The organism is Pseudomonas sp. ZS1P83 (assembly GCF_054897825.1).
In genome coordinates, this window is sequence record NZ_CM142706.1 from 365,769 (window position 1) to 381,934 (window position 16,166).

At 60.8% G+C, this 16,166-nt stretch carries 16 protein-coding genes; 7 read left to right on the plus strand and 9 right to left on the minus strand.

Going from position 1 to position 16,166, the window contains the following annotated elements; genetic code table 11:
* Nucleotides 1-4: 4 nt before the first annotated feature.
* From ptsP to ACYZT0_RS01810, 6 genes are all read right to left on the minus strand, one after another.
* A complete protein-coding gene (ptsP, locus tag ACYZT0_RS01785; protein WP_462044383.1) occupies nucleotides 5-2,521 on the minus strand; it encodes a phosphoenolpyruvate--protein phosphotransferase in 2,517 nt (838 codons plus the stop codon).
* A gap of 38 nt (nucleotides 2,522-2,559) precedes the next feature.
* Entirely contained in the window at nucleotides 2,560-3,570 is a 1,011-nt protein-coding gene (locus ACYZT0_RS01790; RefSeq protein WP_462046488.1) for an SIS domain-containing protein, read from the minus strand.
* A complete protein-coding gene (nagA, locus tag ACYZT0_RS01795; protein WP_462044384.1) occupies nucleotides 3,563-4,669 on the minus strand; it encodes an N-acetylglucosamine-6-phosphate deacetylase in 1,107 nt (368 codons plus the stop codon). Before nagA ends, ACYZT0_RS01790 begins: the two co-directional genes overlap by 8 nt.
* 31 nt (nucleotides 4,670-4,700) lie before the next feature.
* The gene (locus ACYZT0_RS01800; protein ID WP_008151596.1) at nucleotides 4,701-5,432 is read right to left on the minus strand and encodes a GntR family transcriptional regulator; all 732 of its coding nucleotides are present in this window, start codon (nucleotides 5,430-5,432) and stop codon (nucleotides 4,701-4,703) included.
* 418 nt (nucleotides 5,433-5,850) lie between these two features.
* A complete protein-coding gene (locus ACYZT0_RS01805) occupies nucleotides 5,851-6,354 on the minus strand; it encodes a L,D-transpeptidase family protein (RefSeq protein ID WP_462044385.1) in 504 nt (167 codons plus the stop codon).
* A gap of 64 nt (nucleotides 6,355-6,418) precedes the next feature.
* Nucleotides 6,419-6,970: an NUDIX hydrolase gene (locus tag ACYZT0_RS01810; protein ID WP_462044386.1), complete on the minus strand. Its 552-nt coding sequence runs from the start codon at nucleotides 6,968-6,970 to the stop codon at nucleotides 6,419-6,421.
* 146 nt (nucleotides 6,971-7,116) lie between these two features.
* On the opposite strand from ACYZT0_RS01810, the gene ACYZT0_RS01815 reads away from it, so the two are divergent.
* The 5 genes from ACYZT0_RS01815 to purT all read left to right on the plus strand — a co-directional run bounded on the left by ACYZT0_RS01815 (nucleotide 7,117) and on the right by purT (nucleotide 10,426).
* Entirely contained in the window at nucleotides 7,117-7,716 is a 600-nt protein-coding gene (locus ACYZT0_RS01815; protein ID WP_462044387.1) for a CoA pyrophosphatase, read from the plus strand.
* 68 nt (nucleotides 7,717-7,784) lie between these two features.
* On the plus strand, nucleotides 7,785-8,309 hold the full coding sequence (locus tag ACYZT0_RS01820; protein WP_007954617.1) for a gamma carbonic anhydrase family protein: 525 nt from the start codon (nucleotides 7,785-7,787) through the stop codon (nucleotides 8,307-8,309).
* Nucleotides 8,306-8,521: a DUF1289 domain-containing protein gene (locus tag ACYZT0_RS01825; RefSeq protein ID WP_462044388.1), complete on the plus strand. Its 216-nt coding sequence runs from the start codon at nucleotides 8,306-8,308 to the stop codon at nucleotides 8,519-8,521. Before ACYZT0_RS01820 ends, ACYZT0_RS01825 begins: the two co-directional genes overlap by 4 nt.
* Nucleotides 8,522-8,681: 160 nt before the next feature.
* On the plus strand, nucleotides 8,682-9,149 hold the full coding sequence (locus ACYZT0_RS01830) for a preQ0 transporter (RefSeq protein WP_449646424.1): 468 nt from the start codon (nucleotides 8,682-8,684) through the stop codon (nucleotides 9,147-9,149).
* A 95-nt stretch (nucleotides 9,150-9,244) separates the two neighbouring features.
* A complete protein-coding gene (gene purT, locus ACYZT0_RS01835) occupies nucleotides 9,245-10,426 on the plus strand; it encodes a formate-dependent phosphoribosylglycinamide formyltransferase (RefSeq protein WP_462044389.1) in 1,182 nt (393 codons plus the stop codon).
* A 127-nt stretch (nucleotides 10,427-10,553) separates the two neighbouring features.
* Here purT and ACYZT0_RS01840 read toward each other — a convergent pair whose 3' ends face one another.
* The 3 genes from ACYZT0_RS01840 to ACYZT0_RS01850 form a co-directional block, all read right to left on the minus strand.
* The gene (locus ACYZT0_RS01840; RefSeq protein WP_462044390.1) at nucleotides 10,554-11,870 is read right to left on the minus strand and encodes an MFS transporter; all 1,317 of its coding nucleotides are present in this window, start codon (nucleotides 11,868-11,870) and stop codon (nucleotides 10,554-10,556) included.
* A gap of 146 nt (nucleotides 11,871-12,016) precedes the next feature.
* Nucleotides 12,017-13,252 (minus strand): transporter associated domain-containing protein, encoded by a 1,236-nt coding sequence (locus ACYZT0_RS01845; protein ID WP_462044391.1) that lies wholly within the window; start codon nucleotides 13,250-13,252, stop codon nucleotides 12,017-12,019.
* 12 nt (nucleotides 13,253-13,264) lie between these two features.
* Nucleotides 13,265-14,077 (minus strand): cytochrome C assembly family protein, encoded by an 813-nt coding sequence (locus ACYZT0_RS01850; RefSeq protein ID WP_462044392.1) that lies wholly within the window; start codon nucleotides 14,075-14,077, stop codon nucleotides 13,265-13,267.
* Nucleotides 14,078-14,287: 210 nt separating this feature from the next.
* On the opposite strand from ACYZT0_RS01850, the gene ffh reads away from it, so the two are divergent.
* Nucleotides 14,288-15,664 carry a signal recognition particle protein gene (gene ffh, locus ACYZT0_RS01855; RefSeq protein ID WP_462044393.1) on the plus strand — a complete coding sequence of 459 codons (1,377 nt, stop codon included), beginning with the start codon at nucleotides 14,288-14,290 and terminating at the stop codon, nucleotides 15,662-15,664.
* A 250-nt stretch (nucleotides 15,665-15,914) separates the two neighbouring features.
* Complete coding sequence (gene rpsP / locus ACYZT0_RS01860; RefSeq protein WP_007944872.1) at nucleotides 15,915-16,166, plus strand: 30S ribosomal protein S16; 252 nt, start codon at nucleotides 15,915-15,917, stop codon at nucleotides 16,164-16,166.

A 16,166-nucleotide genomic window follows, 5' to 3' on the forward strand; every position in this document is an offset into this window, starting at 1 on the left:
TTGTTCAGCTCAGAGGCCATTGCTGGTGACAGGCGTGACGCACCGCACTGGCGCTGCTCAGTTTGAGCAGGTCCTGGCTGATGCGGCGGCATTCGGAGGCGTCGAGGTTGCGCACGCGGTCTTTGATTTCACCGATCTGCACCGGGCTGACGGACAACTCGCTGATGCCCAGGCCAATCAGGACCGGCGTGGCCAACGGATCAGAGGCGAGTGCGCCGCAGACGCCGACCCAGCGGTTATGCATCGCAGCACCGGCGCAGGTCTGGGCGATCAATCGCAGCAATGCCGGGTGCAGGGCGTCGACCCGCGAGGCGAGGCCTGCGTGGTCGCGGTCCATGGCCAGGGTGTATTGGGACAAATCGTTGGTGCCGATGGACAGGAAGTCCGCGTGTTCGGCCAGTTGCTCGGCCAGCAATGCGGCGGCGGGGACTTCGATCATCACGCCCAGCTCAGGGCGCTCATTCACACCAAGTTCAGTGCACAACGCGTCGAGGCGCTGGCGGATGTGCAGCAGCTCATCGACTTCGGTGACCATCGGCAACAGGATCCGACACCGGGAGAGCGGGCTGACATGCAGCAGCGCGCGCAGTTGCTGATCGAGCAATTCCGGACGGACCTGAGCCAGACGAATGCCACGCAAGCCCAGCACCGGATTGGCCTCGGCCGGCAGCGGCAGGTAGTCGAGTTGCTTGTCACCCCCGACGTCGATGGTGCGGATGATCACCGACTTGTCGCCCATGGCGTCGAGCACGGCCTGGTAGGTGACGCGCTGTTCCTGTTCGTCCGGCGCGGTGTTGCGGTCGATGAAGAGGAACTCGGTGCGCAGCAGGCCGACGCCGTCGGCGCCATTGGCCAGGGCATCTGCCGCTTCAGCGCTGGAGGCCACGTTGGCGGCAACTTCAATCTGCAAACCGTCGAGCGTCAGCGCCGGCGTATGGGCCTGAGCCTGTTGCTCGGCGCGGCGCTGTTGATGATCGAGTCGCGCCTGATGCACTTCGGCCAACCGTTCGGCACTTGGCATCAGTTCGAGACGACCACCATCGGCATCCAGCACAACCGCTTGGCCTTGCGGCTGATCCAGCAGCGTCGAACCCAGTGCAACCATGCACGGCAAACCTTTGCCTCGCGCGAGAATGGCGACATGAGAAGTTGCGCCGCCCTCGGCCATGCACAACCCGGCGACACCTTGCTGGCTCAATTGCAGCAAGTCGGACGGCGTCAATTCATGCGCGGCGCCGATCGCGCCGGCCGGTACGTCGTAGTGCCAGGTTTCGCCGAGCAGGGCGCGCAGCACGCGTTGTTTGAGGTCGCGAAGATCGTTGGCGCGTTCGGCCAACAACGGGCTGCCGAGTTGCTGGAGTACCTCGCACTGCACGTCGATCGACTGGCTCCAGGCGTGGGTCGCGGCCATGCCTTGGTCGATGGAAGTGTTGGCGGCGTCCAGTAGCGCCGGGTCTTCGAGCAAGGCGAGGTGGGCGGCGAAGATCGCTTCTTCGTCGGTGTTTTTATGTTTCCTGGCTTGGGCCAGTGTGTGGTCGATTTCGCTGCGCACGACGGTCAGTGCAGTGGCGAGGGTTTTCAGTTGTTGCTCGGGATCATGGTGGCCGGCGTCCACCGGCAGGCTGATGGCGTTCAAGCGAAACAACGGCCCACCCACCAAACCGGGAGCGGCGCAGACGCCGTGCAGCACACCGGCTTCGGCTGCCCTTTTACGCTGAGAAATCGATGTCGGCGCCGCGGCGTGGCTGTCTTCGGCCAGCGCTGTGGACAAGGCGATCAACAACGCTTGCAAAGCCGCTTCGGCGTCCGGGCCCTGGCAGCTGACTTGAACCTCGTCCTGCTCGCCAACGGCCAAACCCATCAGCCCGATCAAGCTGTCACAGGTCGCCGATTTGCCGGCGAAATGCAGCTGCGATTTACTCTTGAACCCTTGCGCTGTCTGACGAATCAGCGCCGCCGGCCGGGCGTGCAGACCGCCACGGTGGGCGATGCGAATGTGGCCGTAAATCTCTTCTCCCGACAACTCCATTTCAGCCATCGCATCGGGTGCGTGCCGACGAATGATGTGCAGCAATGGCTCGCCGACCTTCACTGATTTCAGCGTAATAGGCCGCGCCTGAAAGTCCTGGCTGTTGGTCAGGATCATCAAGCTGACGAGGCTTTTACACCGCTGCGCGACCTTGTCCAGGTCATAGCGCAACAGCGGTTGGCCGTTGCTGACTCGCGCACCTTCCTTGACCAGCATCGAGAAGCCTTCGCCCTGCAACTCGACGGTGTCGAGGCCCAGGTGCAATAGCAATTCGGCGCCGTTATCCGCACGCAAGGTGACGGCGTGGCCGGTGCGGGCGACGTGCATCACGACGCCGGCGCAGGGTGCGTGGAGGGTGTCGTTCAGCGGATCGATGGCGATCCCGTCGCCCATGGCGCCGCTGGCAAACACCGGGTCCGGGACTTTGGCAAGCATGAGCACCGGGCCGCTGAGCGGGGCGCTGAGGGTCAGCTCTTTATTATTGTTGTGCATGGGCTCGGTCTCATCAGGAAAAAATGTACGGGTCAGACTCAGTGCGTGCGCGTGACTTTGCTCAAGTGCCGCGGCTGGTCCGGGTCCATGCCACGGGCGACAGCCAAGCCTGCGGCCATGACGTAGAAACTCTGGATCGCCAGGATCGGATCAAACATCGGGTGTTCGGCGCGGCTCAGGGTGAGGTCGCGTTCGACGACGTCATGCGGCGCGGCCAGCAGGACGCGAGCACCACGCTGGCGCATGTCGGCGGCGAGGCTCAGCAAACCGGCCTGCTCGGCACCGCGTGGGGCGAAGATCAGCAGTGGATAATTTTCATCGATCAACGCCATCGGCCCGTGACGGACTTCGGCACTGCTGAAGGCTTCGGCCTGGATCGCCGAGGTTTCCTTGAATTTCAGTGCGGCTTCCTGGGCGATGGCGAAACCGGCGCCACGGCCAATCACCATCAGGTGCTGGCAATCACGCAGGGCGTCGATGGCCACGCTCCAGTCCTGTTTCGCCGCGTCGCGCAAACCTTCCGGTAGCGCGAGGCCGGCCTCCAGCAAATTTACGTCCTCTTTCCAATGTGCGATCAGACGGGCGCTGGCGCTGAGGGTGGCGATAAAACTCTTGGTCGCCGCGACGCTGTTTTCGGTGCCGGCACACAGCGGCAGGCTGAACTCACACGCGGCCTCCAGCGGCGAACTCTCGGCATTGACCATCGAAATGCTCAGGGCGCCACGCTTGCGCAGCAGGCGCATGCTGTTCACCAGATCGGGACTTTGCCCGGACTGCGAGAAGGCGAACGCCACTTGGCCGCTGACCTTCAACGGCGCTTGCTGCATCGTCACCACCGACATCGGCAACGACGCCACCGGAATGCCCAGTTGCTGCATGGTCAGGTAGGCGAAGTAACTGGCAGCATGGTCGGAGCTGCCGCGAGCGACAGTCATCGCCACTTGCGGCGGCTGACGACGCAGGCGCCCGGCGATCTCGATCATCTGTGGGTCGAGTTGTTGCAATTGGGCTTGCACGGCCTCGCTCGAGGACAGCGCCTCTTCAAGCATTTTTGAAGTCAATGTCTTCTCCTTCGACCATGACGGCGGTCAGTTTCAGTGAGCGATCCAGTCGCACGCAGTCGGCCCAGGCGCCGGGTTGCAGGCGCCCGCGTTCGGTGATGCCGAGGTAGTCGGCGGGGAATTGCGAAAGACGTTGCGAGGCCTCGGCGATTGGCAAACCGATCTTCACCAGATTGCGCAGGGCCTGATCCATGGTCAGCGTGCTGCCGGCCAGAGTGCCGTCGGGCAAGCGCACACCACCCAGGCATTTGGTCACGGTGTGGCTGCCGAGCTTGTACTCACCGTCGGGCATGCCGGCAGCGGCGGTGGAATCGGTGACGCAATACAGGCATGGGATCGAGCGCAAGGCCACACGGATGGCGCCGGGGTGTACGTGCAGTAAGTCCGGAATCAGTTCGGCGTATTTGGCGTGAGCCAGTGCCGCGCCGACGATACCTGGCTCGCGGTGATGCAGCGGGCTCATGGCGTTGTAGAGGTGGGTGAAACTGCTGGCGCCGGCCGCAAGCGCAGCCACGCCTTCCTCGTAACTGCCGAGCGTGTGGCCGATTTGCATGCGCACGCCGCGAGCGCTGAGGGCGCGGATCAACGCATCGTGGCCGGCGATTTCCGGGGCGATGGTGATCACCCGGATCGGCGCCAAGGCCAGGTATTCTTCGACTTCGGCCATCAACGCGGTGTGGGCGAAGTTCGGTTGGGCGCCGAGTTTTCCGGGGTTGATGTAGGGGCCTTCCAGGTGCACACCCAGTACCCGGGCACTGCCTTTGGGCCGCCACTCACAGAACTCGCCGAGGGCTTTGAGCACGCTGGAAATCTCTTCGCTCGGCGCGGTCATGGTGGTCGCCAGTATCGACGTGGTACCGAAACGCACGTGGGTTTTGGTGATGGTCTCGAAGGCGGTTGCGCCTTCCATGATGTCTTTGCCGCCACCGCCGTGAACGTGCAGGTCGATAAAACCCGGCAGCAGGTAAGGCAGGTCGTTGTCGGCCGGATCGCACGGCTGGCCTTCGATCGACACGACCTTGCCGTGTTCATGAATCAGCCGGCCGCGAACCCAGCCGTGGGCGGTGAGGATGTTGTCTTCGGACATGATCGGTTCTCTCGTTTAGCGGCGTGGCTGATCAGCGGCGCAGCTCTGCAACAAAGTCGTAGTAGTCGTTGCGGCAATAGGTGTCGGTGACTTCGATCGGCGTGTTGTCTTCGAGGTAGCCGACACGGGTCATCAGCAGCATGGCGGTGCCTGGGGCGATGCCCACCAGGGCGGCGAATTCATCCGAGGCGTTGATCGCCTGAATGTGCTGCAGGGCGCGGACAATCGGCTTGCCAATGCCGTCGAGGTATTCGTAGAGGGAGTCGCCCACCGCTTGCGGCTTGGGAATGATCGAGGCGGGCAGGGTGCTCATCTCGATCGCCATGACCGTGTCGTCGGCTTTACGCAGACGTTTGAGCCGCGCGACCTTGTCGTTCGGCGAGAGGCCGAGGCGGATCAGTTCTTCGTGGGTCGGCGGAGTGATTTCCCGTTCCAGCCATTGGGAACCAGGGACGAAGCCCTTCAGCCGCAGCATTTCGCTGAAACCCGAGAGGCGCGACAGGGGTTGTTCCAGGCGTGGGGTGATAAACGTGCCGGAACCTTGGTTGCGCCGGATCAGACCTTGTTCGAACAGCACTTCCAACGCCTTGCGCGCGGTGACGCGGGAGATGCCCAACATTTCGCTGAGGTTGCGCTCCGACGGCATGGCCTGTTCGGCTTTCCACTGGCCGGCATGGATCGCCGCTTCCAGGTTGCGCGCCAGTTGCAGGTACAACGGCGTGGGCTGGGTGTCGTCAGGGCGTAGGGCCTGGAGGTCATTCATGTAGGTTTGGTCCGATGCGGATGTAGGTTTGTTGTCGCTCGGTGGTGAGGGGAAATTAATACCACTTAAATACCATGTCAATGAGACCACTTTGCTGCAGGCATGGGAAAGCTTGCCCTGATTGATTGGCAGTAGGGTTGTTGGTTTGAAGTGGTATTAGAGGTGGGGAATTTGAAAGCAAAGATCGCAGCCTGCGGCAGCTCCTACCGATGGGAATGGTATCTACCCTATAAGAGTTGCCGCGGGGAGCGATCTTTTGATTTTATTTTTCGAGGAACGACCAGCGGTAGCCAATTGATCGTTCCCACGCTCTGCGTGGGAACGCCTCAACGGACGCTCCGCGTTCGGCTCTGGATGGAACGCGGAGCGTCCCGGGCTGCATTCCCACGCAGAGCGTGGGAACGATCATCGAAGGGGGCTACGGACGGATTTCGATCATCGTGCCGTCCGGCACCAGATTCCAGACTTCGCGTATGTCCATATTGCGCATGGCGATGCAGCCGTCGGTCCAGTCCAGCGTGTGGAACAGGTCTTCGGGGTTTTCTTCGGTGTCCGGGGTGCCGTGGATCATGATCATGCCACCGGGCTCGACGCCTTCGCGCCGGGCGCGGACGGAGTCGCTGATGTTCGGGTAGGAGATGTGCATCGACAGGTTGAAACGGTCACTGGTCTTGCGCCAGTCCAGCCAATAAAAACCTTCAGGCGTGCGTTTGTCGCCTTCCATGAGTTTCGGGCCGAGGGGTCTTTTTCCCAATGAGATGCGATAGGTCTTGAGCGGCTTGCCGTCATTGATCAATTGCAATTGGTGGGCGGATTTGAGAACCAGGATTTTTTCGATGACTTTGCCGTCCTGGGTTTCCGCAACGGAAGCCTGGGAGACAGTGACAAACGACAAGCAAAACAGGGCAAGCAGCCAGCGCATTGAAACGATATCCCTAAGAGGTGTCGCGACTATTAAGTTATAGGTGATTTTAGAACCAGGAGCGTTATGTGATGGCAGGCTGAGCAAGCGGCGGGATCGACTCGGACCGCACGGGGTAGACCTCGGTCCGCCGGTCAGCGAAGAAGCATTCTAAGGTACGGCCCACTGTGCGGAAAGCCAGCTCGGACCAAGGGATGTCGGCTTCTTCGAAAAGCTTCACTTCCAGGCTCTCGGGACCGGCGCAAAAGTCCAGGTCCACCAGTTCGGCGCGGAAGAACACATGCACCTGGCTGATGTGCGGCACGTCGATCAACGTATAGAGGGTCAGGTTGCGCACCCGCGCGCACGCTTCCTCGGCCGTCTCGCGAATGGCCGCCTGCTCGATGGTTTCACCGTTCTCCATGAAACCGGCGGGCAGGGTCCAATAACCAAGCCGAGGCTCGATGGCGCGTCGGCACAGCAAGACCTTGGAGCCCCAGGTCGCCACGCAACCGGCGACGATATTGGGGTTCTGGTAGTGAATCGCCTGACAGCTGTTACAGACAAAACGCAGGCGCGAATCGCCTTCTGGGATGCGCTGGGTCACCGGGTTGCCGCACTGACTGCAAAATTTCATGCTTGGGTTCCTGAATGCTGTGCCTATCTTGGCGTGCGGCGGTGTCTGTCGGCAAGTTGTCGTTTAGCGACATGCAGTGGTTATGGGGTTGGGTGGTCGGTTCGATTGGTGCATGATGCAAAGTAGAGAACAAATCGAGAAGACTCATGCTGGACGAGCTACTTCACCGGGTAAGCAACCACACGCCGCGAACCTTGGAAACCGACCTACGTTTCCCCGAAGCCGCGGTATTAGTGCCTATCACCCGCAGTGACGAACCTGAACTGGTTCTGACCCTGCGAGCCAGCGGGCTCTCGACCCATGGTGGTGAAGTGGCCTTTCCCGGTGGTCGACGTGACCCTGAAGACCCTGACCTGATTTTCACTGCGCTACGTGAGGCCCAAGAAGAAATTGGCCTGCCCCCGGGGCTGGTTGAAGTGATTGGCCCGCTGAGCCCGTTGATCTCCCTGCACGGCATCAAGGTCACCCCCTATGTCGGTGTGATTCCGGACTTTGTCGAGTACAAGCCCAACGACGCCGAGATTGCCGCAGTCTTCAGCGTACCGCTGGAGTTCTTCCGCAAGGATCCGCGCGAACACACCCATCGCATCGATTACCAGGGCCGCAGTTGGTACGTGCCGAGCTATCGCTTTGACGAGTACAAAATCTGGGGCCTCACGGCGATTATGATCGTCGAGTTGATCAACCTGCTCTATGACGCCAAAATCAGCCTGCATCACCCACCCAAAAGCTTTACCAATATTTGAAGCCATCGTTCGTATGGCCTGAATCCTGCTTTTTGCAAGTGAGCCTGCCTGGCCTTGAGGACAATAAGATGAAATATCGCCTGGGCGACGCCCGCGTCGAAACCCATCCGCAGAGCTGGGTCGCACCCAATGCCGTGCTGGTGGGCAAGGTCAAACTGGAAGAGGGTGCCAACGTCTGGTTCAACGCCGTGCTGCGGGGCGACAACGAATTGATCCTGATCGGCAAGAACAGCAACGTCCAGGACGGCACGGTGATGCACACCGACATGGGTTACCCGCTGACCATCGGCACCGGCGTGACCATCGGCCACAACGCCATGCTTCATGGTTGTACGGTGGGCGATTACAGCTTGATCGGCATTAACGCGGTGATCCTCAACGGCGCGAAAATCGGCAAGAACTGCATCATTGGCGCCAACTCGCTGATCGGTGAGGGTAAGGAGATTCCAGACGGTTCGCTGGTCATGGGCTCGCCGGGCAAAGTGGTGCGCGAACTGACCGAGCCGCAGAAAAAAATGCTGGAGGCCAGCGCTGCTCACTATGTGCATAACTCGCAGCGTTATGCCCGAGATCTGGTTGAGCAGGAAGAATGAGCACGCCCGAACGCCCGGTTCGATCGCCGTGCGTGAATATCTGCGCGCTGGACGAGGATGACATCTGCACCGGGTGTCAGCGCACGGTGGAAGAGATTACTCGTTGGAGCCGGATGGACAACGAAGAGCGTCGCAAGGTGTTGGGGGTGTGTCATGAGCGGGCAAAATCGAGCGGGTTGATGTGGATGATCGGGGGAAAACCGGGCAATTGAGGCGTGGCCTTCGCGGGCAAGCCTCGCTCCAGGTATCGGTGATCTGTAGGAGCGAGGCTTGCCCGCGAAGGCGTCCCCACAGACACTAACACCTCCCTTGGCCCAACCCCCAATCCCTGAAGTACCCTGCACGCCAGAATTGACAGGTACCCCACGCCCCATGCTCTTCCTGATCGCTTACATCAGCAGTGTCGTACTGATCAACTACGCCTTTTCCACCGCTCCGCATCTGGACATCATCTGGTCGGCCTGGGGTGGTTTGGTGTTCGTTTTGCGCGACATGGTGCAAACCCGTTTCGGCCATGGCGCGATCGCGGCGATGCTGGCCGCGCTGGTGTTGTCCTACGTGACGTCCGATCCCTCCATCGCCCTGGCCAGCGCCACGGCCTTCGCGGTGTCCGAGTGCATCGACTGGCTGGTGTTCAGCATCACCAAGCGTCCCTTGCACGACCGCCTGTGGATAAGTTCGGCGCTGAGTATTCCCCTCGATACGTTCATCTTCTTCGGCATGATTGATGCCTTCACCCCCGGCGTGATCCTCACTGCCATGGGTTCAAAGTTCGCTGGCGTGACGGCCGTGTGGCTGATCATGGCCTGGCGCTTGCGCAAACAGGCCGTCGCCAGCTGAAGCCAAACCCCTCGGTTCATGTAAAATGCCGCGCTTTCTCCCCATGGGAAGCGCGTCAGGCGCGACCCTCGATGATCCGCTTCTGAGGACCTGAGATGACCCGTATCGGAACTCCATTGTCGCCAACCGCGACCCGCGTATTGCTGTGTGGCTGTGGCGAGTTGGGCAAGGAAGTGGTGATCGAGCTGCAACGCCTGGGCGTTGAAGTGATTGCCGTGGATCGCTATGCCAATGCGCCGGCCATGCAGGTAGCCCATCGCAGCCATGTGATCAACATGCTCGACGGCGCCGCCCTGCGTGCCGTGATCGAGGCCGAAAAGCCGCACTTCATCGTGCCGGAAATCGAAGCCATTGCCACCGCGACCCTCGTGGAGCTGGAAGCCGAAGGCTTCACCGTGATCCCGACCGCTCGCGCCGCGCAGCTGACCATGAACCGCGAAGGCATCCGTCGCCTGGCTGCTGAAGAGCTGGACCTGCCGACCTCGCCGTACCACTTCGCCGACACCTTCGAAGATTACAGCAAGGCCGTCCAGGACCTGGGCTTCCCTTGCGTGGTCAAGCCGGTCATGAGTTCGTCGGGCAAAGGCCAGAGCCTGCTGCGCAGTGCCGATGACGTGAAAACCGCTTGGGATTACGCGCAAGAAGGCGGCCGCGCCGGTAAAGGCCGCGTGATCGTCGAAGGCTTTATCGACTTCGACTACGAAATCACCCTGTTGACCGTGTGTCACGTTGGCGGCACTACGTTCTGCGCGCCAGTCGGTCACCGTCAGGAGAAGGGCGACTATCAGGAATCCTGGCAGCCACAAGCCATGAGCCCGATTGCCCTGGCCGAATCCGAGCGCGTTGCCAAAGCCGTCACTGAAGCCCTGGGTGGCCGTGGTCTGTTTGGTGTTGAGCTGTTCATCAAAGGTGATCAAGTCTGGTTCAGTGAAGTCTCGCCGCGTCCGCATGATACGGGTTTGGTGACGTTGATTTCCCAGGACCTGTCGCAGTTCGCGCTGCACGCGCGGGCGATTCTGGGCTTACCGATTCCGTTGATCCGCCAGTTCGGGCCTTCGGCTTCGGCGGTCATTCTGGTGGAAGGGCAGTCGACTCAGACGGCTTTCGCCAATCTGGGGGCCGCGTTGAGCGAACCGGATACTGCGTTGCGTCTGTTCGGCAAGCCTGAGGTGAATGGCCAGCGTCGGATGGGTGTGGCGTTGGCGCGGGATGAGTCGATTGAAGCGGCTCGTGCTAAAGCCACCCGCGCTGCTCAGGCTGTTGTTGTAGAGCTGTAACCGAGGCGCGCCCTTCGCGGGCAAGTTGGATCGCCGCACCGCTCGCTCCTACAGGATTAGGTCAATCCATAAGCATGTATTCGACCTGGGACCGTAGGAGCGAGGCTTGCCCGCGAAGCTTTTTCTATCAGACAACCCGATTCAGATCGTTATTTCGCGTTTCCTTCAGGCACAGCACAGCAATCAAGCTCAGCACCGCCGCCCCCGACACATACCCACCGACATAACTCAACCCCCCCATCGCCACCAGCTTCTGTGCGAAGAACGGTGCCGCTGAGGCCCCGACAATGCCGCCCAGATTGTAGGCCGCCGACGCACCGGTATAACGCACGTGAGTTGGGAACAGCTCCGGCAGCAGTGCGCCCATTGGTGCAAACGTCACGCCCATCAGAAACAGCTCGATGCACAGGAACAGCGCCACGCCCCAGGTTGAACCTTGGGTCAGCAGCGGTTCCATCAGGAATCCGGACAAAATCGCCAGCACGCCACCGATGATCAGCACCGGTTTGCGCCCGAAACGATCACTGGCCCAAGCCGATAGCGGGGTGGCAGCGGCCATGAACAGTACAGCGAAGCACAGCAGCGCGAGGAAGGTTTCGCGGGTGTACCCGAGCGTCGATACGCCATAGCTCAGCGAAAACACCGTCGAGATATAGAACAGCGCGTAGCACACCACCATCGACCCGGCCCCCAGCAGCATCGGCGCCCAGTATTGACTGAGCAGCTCGATCAGCGGGATCTTCACCCGCTCCTGGCGAGCCATTGCGTTGGCAAACACCGGCGTTTCGTGAAGCTTGAGGCGCACGTACAGACCCACCATCACCAATGCGGCACTGAGCAGGAAAGGAATCCGCCAGCCCCACGAGCGGAACTGCTCGTCGTTCAGGGTCATTGCCAGCGTCAGAAACAGGCCGTTGGCCGCGAGGAAGCCAATAGAAGGGCCGAGTTGCGGGAACATGCCGAACCAGGCGCGTTTGCCCTTCGGCGCATTCTCCGTCGCCAGGAGCGCAGCGCCGCCCCATTCACCGCCCAGTCCCAGGCCTTGGCCAAAGCGCAGCACGCAGAGCAAAATCGGCGCCCAGGCTCCGATGCTGTCATAACCGGGTAGCACGCCGATCAGCGTGGTGCACACGCCCATCAGCAGCAGCGAGGCAACCAGTGTCGATTTGCGCCCGATGCGGTCACCGAAATGGCCGAACAGCGCCGATCCCAGCGGTCGAGCAAGGAAGGCGATGCCGAAGGTGAGGAACGCCGACAGCATCTGGGCCGTGCCGGAGGTCTGCGGAAAGAATACCGGACCGATCACCAGCGCAGCGGCAGTGGCATAAACGTAGAAGTCGTAGAACTCGATGGCGGTGCCGATGAAACTCGCGGTCGCCACACGGGTGGCGGAGTTCGTCGGTTGCGCAGGCGTGGTGTCGTTATAAATCGTGCTGGTCGTCATGCAGTTATCCCTGACAGTCATGTGCCCCAGTGGAGCGAATTATTATGGTCGAACACCCAGGGATGTGGGTTTAACGCAGAGTGCGGGTAGCACTTGGGTATGGCGGGGCTTGGGTAAGCGGCTCTCCACAGGGCACGTGTCGGGCTTTAGATAGCGGCGGGAACCGAACTGATATGCCAGATCAAAACCCGGCTGACGCGGTTGTCTTCCGTCTCCAGAATCTCCAGGCGATAACGCCCGATCTTCAGGCATACCGCACTTTCCGGAATCGTCTCCAGCGCCTCGGTCACCAACCCGTTGAGGGTTTTCGGACCATCGCTGGGCAGGTGCCAGCCCAGGCTCTTGTTCAGTTCGCGAATCGACGCCGCACCTTCGATCACCAGGCGGCCATCCGCTTGTGGATGGATGTGCGGGTTATCCAGGCTGTGCTGGCTTTCGAACTCGCCGACGATTTCTTCGAGAATGTCCTCCAGGGTCACGATGCCGAGCACTTCGCCGTACTCGTCGACTACCATGCCCAAGCGTCGCTGTTGTTTGTGGAAATTCAACAGTTGCAGCTGCAACGGGGTACTTTCCGGTACGAAGTAGGGGTCGTGGCTGGCCGCCAAGAGCGCTTCCATGGTCAGGCTGGAATCGTGCAATAAGTGACGGATCTGCCGGGTGTTGAGCACCGCTTCGACCTGGTTGATGTCGCTGTGGAACACCGGCAGGCGTGTGCGTTTGTTTTTGCGCAGTTGCTCGATGATTTCCTCGAGGGAGTCGTCCAGGTTGATCCCCTCGACGTCACTGCGTGGCACCAGAATGTCGTTGACCGTGATGTTGTCCAGCGCATGGATACCTGACAGCGGGTGCGGGCGGCAGACGGCGTGTTCGTGATCGTTGTGCCTATCGTTCGGTGCCTCGTCTTCGCTCTGCTGCACCACTTTGACTTTGCGGGCGAACGGTCGCATCAGCAACTGGCTGATGCCATTGAGCAACCAGGCGGCGGGATAGACGATTTTCAGTGGCGCGCCAAGCAAGGTATTACCCAAGGCCAGGACGGCGTCCGGATGGCGAACGGCGAGGGTGCGCGGCAGGTAGTCGGCGAACACCAGAAGCACGGCGCCAGCCCCGAGGCAGGCAACCCATGGACCGTTTTCCGCCCAGGTGAAAATCGCCAGCAATGTGCTGATGACCACGACCAGCGCGCGGCACAGGGTATTGCAGAGGATCAGGCTATTGAGCGCAAAGCTCAGCTTTGCCACCGGCTTGTCGCTCGAACGCGAAGCGGTCCGCTGGGCGAGCAAGTGCTGTTGTGCAACTTCGATGGCGGTAAACAGCCCCGACCATAAAATCAGCAGGGCCACTACCGCGAGCATCGGCCCTATGGGCAAGTCGTCCATTAATGCCGCCCGTCAGATATGCAGGATGTATTCACGAACCAGCTTACTGCCGAAATACGCCAGCATCAGCAGGCAGAAACCGGCGAGGGTCCAGCGAATGGCCTTGTGTCCGCGCCAGCCGAGGCGGTTACGACCCCAGAGCAGCACGCTGAAAACGACCCAGGCGAGGCACGCCAGCAACGTTTTGTGCACCAGGTGCTGGGCGAACAGGTTGTCGACGAACAGCCAGCCGGAGATCAGCGACAGCGAGAGCAGGGTCCAGCCGGCCCAGAGGAAGCCGAACAGGAGGCTTTCCATGGTTTGCAGCGGCGGGAAGTTCTTGATCAGGCCGGACGGATGCTTGTGCTTGAGCTGATGGTCTTGAACCAGCAGCAGCAACGCCTGGAACACCGCGATGGTGAACATGCCGTAGGCGAGGATCGACAGCAGGATGTGGGCGAGGATGCCCGGTTCTTCGTCGATGATCTGCACCGTGCCGGCGGGGGCGAACTGCGCGAGCAGCACGGTGGCGGCACCGAGCGGGAACAGCAATATAAGCAGGTTCTCCACCGGAATTCGCGAGCAGGCCAGCAGCGTCAGGGCGATGACAGCGGCGGCAATCAGGCTGGCGGCGCTGAAAAAATCCAGGCCCAGGCCGATCGGTGTCAGCAGGTGGGTGAACAGGCTGGCGCTGTGAGCCAGCACGGCAAGCACGCCGAGCGTGACCAGCAGGCGCTTGTTCGCCTTGGCGCCGGTGGCCAGACGAGTGCTCTGATAGAGGGTCGCAGCGGCATATAAGCAGGCGGCGGCGAGGGTAGTTAGCAAACTGGGTGACAAGGGGAGCATAAATCCTGTTAGGCAAGCCCGAAAGGCGCTGAGTTTGGCATAGAACCCCCGCAGCACGAAAGACCATGCAACCTGACGACGAGGTGTCCGCCAGACGCAGTCTTCGCTATAATCCGCGACCTGCCCACGCCGCAGGCTCGCCGAGCACATGTTTATTCCGGTCTGGGCCGCCATTATCCCGGTCTACACAGGGCCTGAAAGGATCGCGCAATGTTTGAAAACTTAACCGACCGTCTCTCGCAGACGCTGCGCCATGTCACCGGCAAGGCCAAGCTGACCGAGGACAACATCAAAGACACCCTGCGTGAAGTGCGCATGGCGTTGCTCGAAGCTGACGTCGCCTTGCCGGTGGTGAAAGACTTCGTCAACTCGGTCAAGGAACGCGCCGTCGGCACCGAGGTGTCGCGCAGCCTGACGCCGGGCCAGGCCTTCGTGAAAATCGTCCAGGCCGAACTCGAAAGCCTGATGGGCGCGGCCAACGAAGACCTGAACCTGAGCGCCGTTCCTCCTGCCGTCGTGCTGATGGCCGGTTTGCAGGGTGCGGGTAAAACCACCACCGCCGGCAAACTCGCGCGCTTCCTCAAAGAGCGCAAGAAGAAGTCGGTCATGGTCGTGTCTGCGGACGTTTACCGTCCGGCAGCGATCAAACAGCTCGAAATGCTCGCGGGTGAAGTTGGCGTTACCTTCTTCCCGTCCGACCTGAGCCAGAAACCGGTCGACATCGCGCAAGCGGCTATTAAAGAAGCAAAACTGAAATTCATCGACGTCGTCATCGTCGATACCGCCGGTCGTCTGCACATCGACGAAGAGATGATGGGCGAGATTAAGGCGCTCCACGCTGCGATCAACCCGGTCGAAACACTGTTCGTGGTCGACGCCATGACCGGTCAGGACGCCGCCAATACGGCCAAGGCCTTTGGCGATGCACTGCCGCTGACCGGTGTGATCCTGACCAAGGTCGACGGCGACGCCCGTGGCGGTGCTGCACTGTCGGTCCGCGCCATCACCGGCAAGCCGATCAAGTTCATCGGTATGGGCGAGAAGAGCGAAGCGCTCGAGCCGTTCCACCCAGAGCGTATTGCTTCGCGCATCCTCGGCATGGGCGACGTGCTCAGCCTGATCGAGCAGGCCGAACAGACCCTCGACAAGGACAAGGCCGACAAACTGGCCAAGAAGCTGAAGAAGGGTAAGGGCTTCGACCTCGAGGACTTCCGCGATCAGCTACAACAGATGAAAAACATGGGCGGTCTCGGCGGCCTCATGGACAAACTGCCGAACATCGGTGGTATGAACCTGGCACAGATGGGCAACGCCCAGGGCGCGGCAGAGAAACAATTCAAACAGATGGAAGCCATCATCAATTCCATGACCCCGGCCGAGCGCCGCGACCCTGAGCTGATCAGCGGTTCGCGCAAACGCCGGATCGCCATGGGGTCCGGCACCCAGGTGCAGGACGTCGGTCGCTTGATCAAGCAGCACAAGCAGATGCAGAAGATGATGAAGAAATTCTCCGCGAAAGGCGGAATGGCCAAAATGATGCGCGGCATGGGCGGTATGTTGCCCGGCGGCGGCATGCCGAAAATGTAAAGAATTCGTGCCGACAGCCATGTCGGCGCAACCCCACATGGAAGTGGGATCTCCAGCAAACCCGCACTTGGCGGGAGCTGACTGGCCGTTTTCAACGACGGCTCTATAGCAAATCTTGATGGCGACCGATAGGCCGCCGGAAAAAGACATTTGCAAAAGTCCGGATATTCCTTAGAATATGCGGCCTTTCGGGCACCTATGCCCGCTGTGCCTTTAGATTTGCAGCACCGACTACAGGAACGATGTTCACATGCTAACAATCCGTCTTGCCCTTGGCGGCTCCAAAAAGCGCCCGTTTTACCACTTGACCGTAACCGACAGCCGCAACCCGCGCGACGGTTCGCACAAGGAACAGGTTGGTTTCTTCAACCCTGTTGCTCGTGGTCAAGAAGTTCGTCTGTCCGTGAACCAAGAGCGCGTAGCCTACTGGCTGAGCGTTGGTGCACAACCTTCTGAGCGTGTTGCTCAGTTGTTGAAGGACGCTGCTAAGGCTGCGGCCTGA

Excerpts from the sequence above, each read along its gene's own strand:
- ptsP (WP_462044383.1), bottom strand. The coding sequence starts at position 2,521 with ATGCACAACAATAATAAAGAGCTGACCCTCAGCGCCCCGCTCAGCGGC.
- ACYZT0_RS01790 (WP_462046488.1), bottom strand. The coding sequence starts at position 3,570 with ATGCTTGAAGAGGCGCTGTCCTCGAGCGAGGCCGTGCAAGCCCAATTG.
- nagA (WP_462044384.1), bottom strand. The coding sequence starts at position 4,669 with ATGTCCGAAGACAACATCCTCACCGCCCACGGCTGGGTTCGCGGCCGG.
- ACYZT0_RS01800 (WP_008151596.1), bottom strand. The coding sequence starts at position 5,432 with ATGAATGACCTCCAGGCCCTACGCCCTGACGACACCCAGCCCACGCCG.
- ACYZT0_RS01805 (WP_462044385.1), bottom strand. The coding sequence starts at position 6,354 with ATGCGCTGGCTGCTTGCCCTGTTTTGCTTGTCGTTTGTCACTGTCTCC.
- ACYZT0_RS01810 (WP_462044386.1), bottom strand. The coding sequence starts at position 6,970 with ATGAAATTTTGCAGTCAGTGCGGCAACCCGGTGACCCAGCGCATCCCA.
- ACYZT0_RS01815 (WP_462044387.1), top strand. The coding sequence starts at position 7,117 with ATGCTGGACGAGCTACTTCACCGGGTAAGCAACCACACGCCGCGAACC.
- ACYZT0_RS01820 (WP_007954617.1), top strand. The coding sequence starts at position 7,785 with ATGAAATATCGCCTGGGCGACGCCCGCGTCGAAACCCATCCGCAGAGC.
- ACYZT0_RS01825 (WP_462044388.1), top strand. The coding sequence starts at position 8,306 with ATGAGCACGCCCGAACGCCCGGTTCGATCGCCGTGCGTGAATATCTGC.
- ACYZT0_RS01830 (WP_449646424.1), top strand. The coding sequence starts at position 8,682 with ATGCTCTTCCTGATCGCTTACATCAGCAGTGTCGTACTGATCAACTAC.
- purT (WP_462044389.1), top strand. The coding sequence starts at position 9,245 with ATGACCCGTATCGGAACTCCATTGTCGCCAACCGCGACCCGCGTATTG.
- ACYZT0_RS01840 (WP_462044390.1), bottom strand. The coding sequence starts at position 11,870 with ATGACGACCAGCACGATTTATAACGACACCACGCCTGCGCAACCGACG.
- ACYZT0_RS01845 (WP_462044391.1), bottom strand. The coding sequence starts at position 13,252 with ATGGACGACTTGCCCATAGGGCCGATGCTCGCGGTAGTGGCCCTGCTG.
- ACYZT0_RS01850 (WP_462044392.1), bottom strand. The coding sequence starts at position 14,077 with ATGCTCCCCTTGTCACCCAGTTTGCTAACTACCCTCGCCGCCGCCTGC.
- ffh (WP_462044393.1), top strand. The coding sequence starts at position 14,288 with ATGTTTGAAAACTTAACCGACCGTCTCTCGCAGACGCTGCGCCATGTC.
- rpsP (WP_007944872.1), top strand. The coding sequence starts at position 15,915 with ATGCTAACAATCCGTCTTGCCCTTGGCGGCTCCAAAAAGCGCCCGTTT.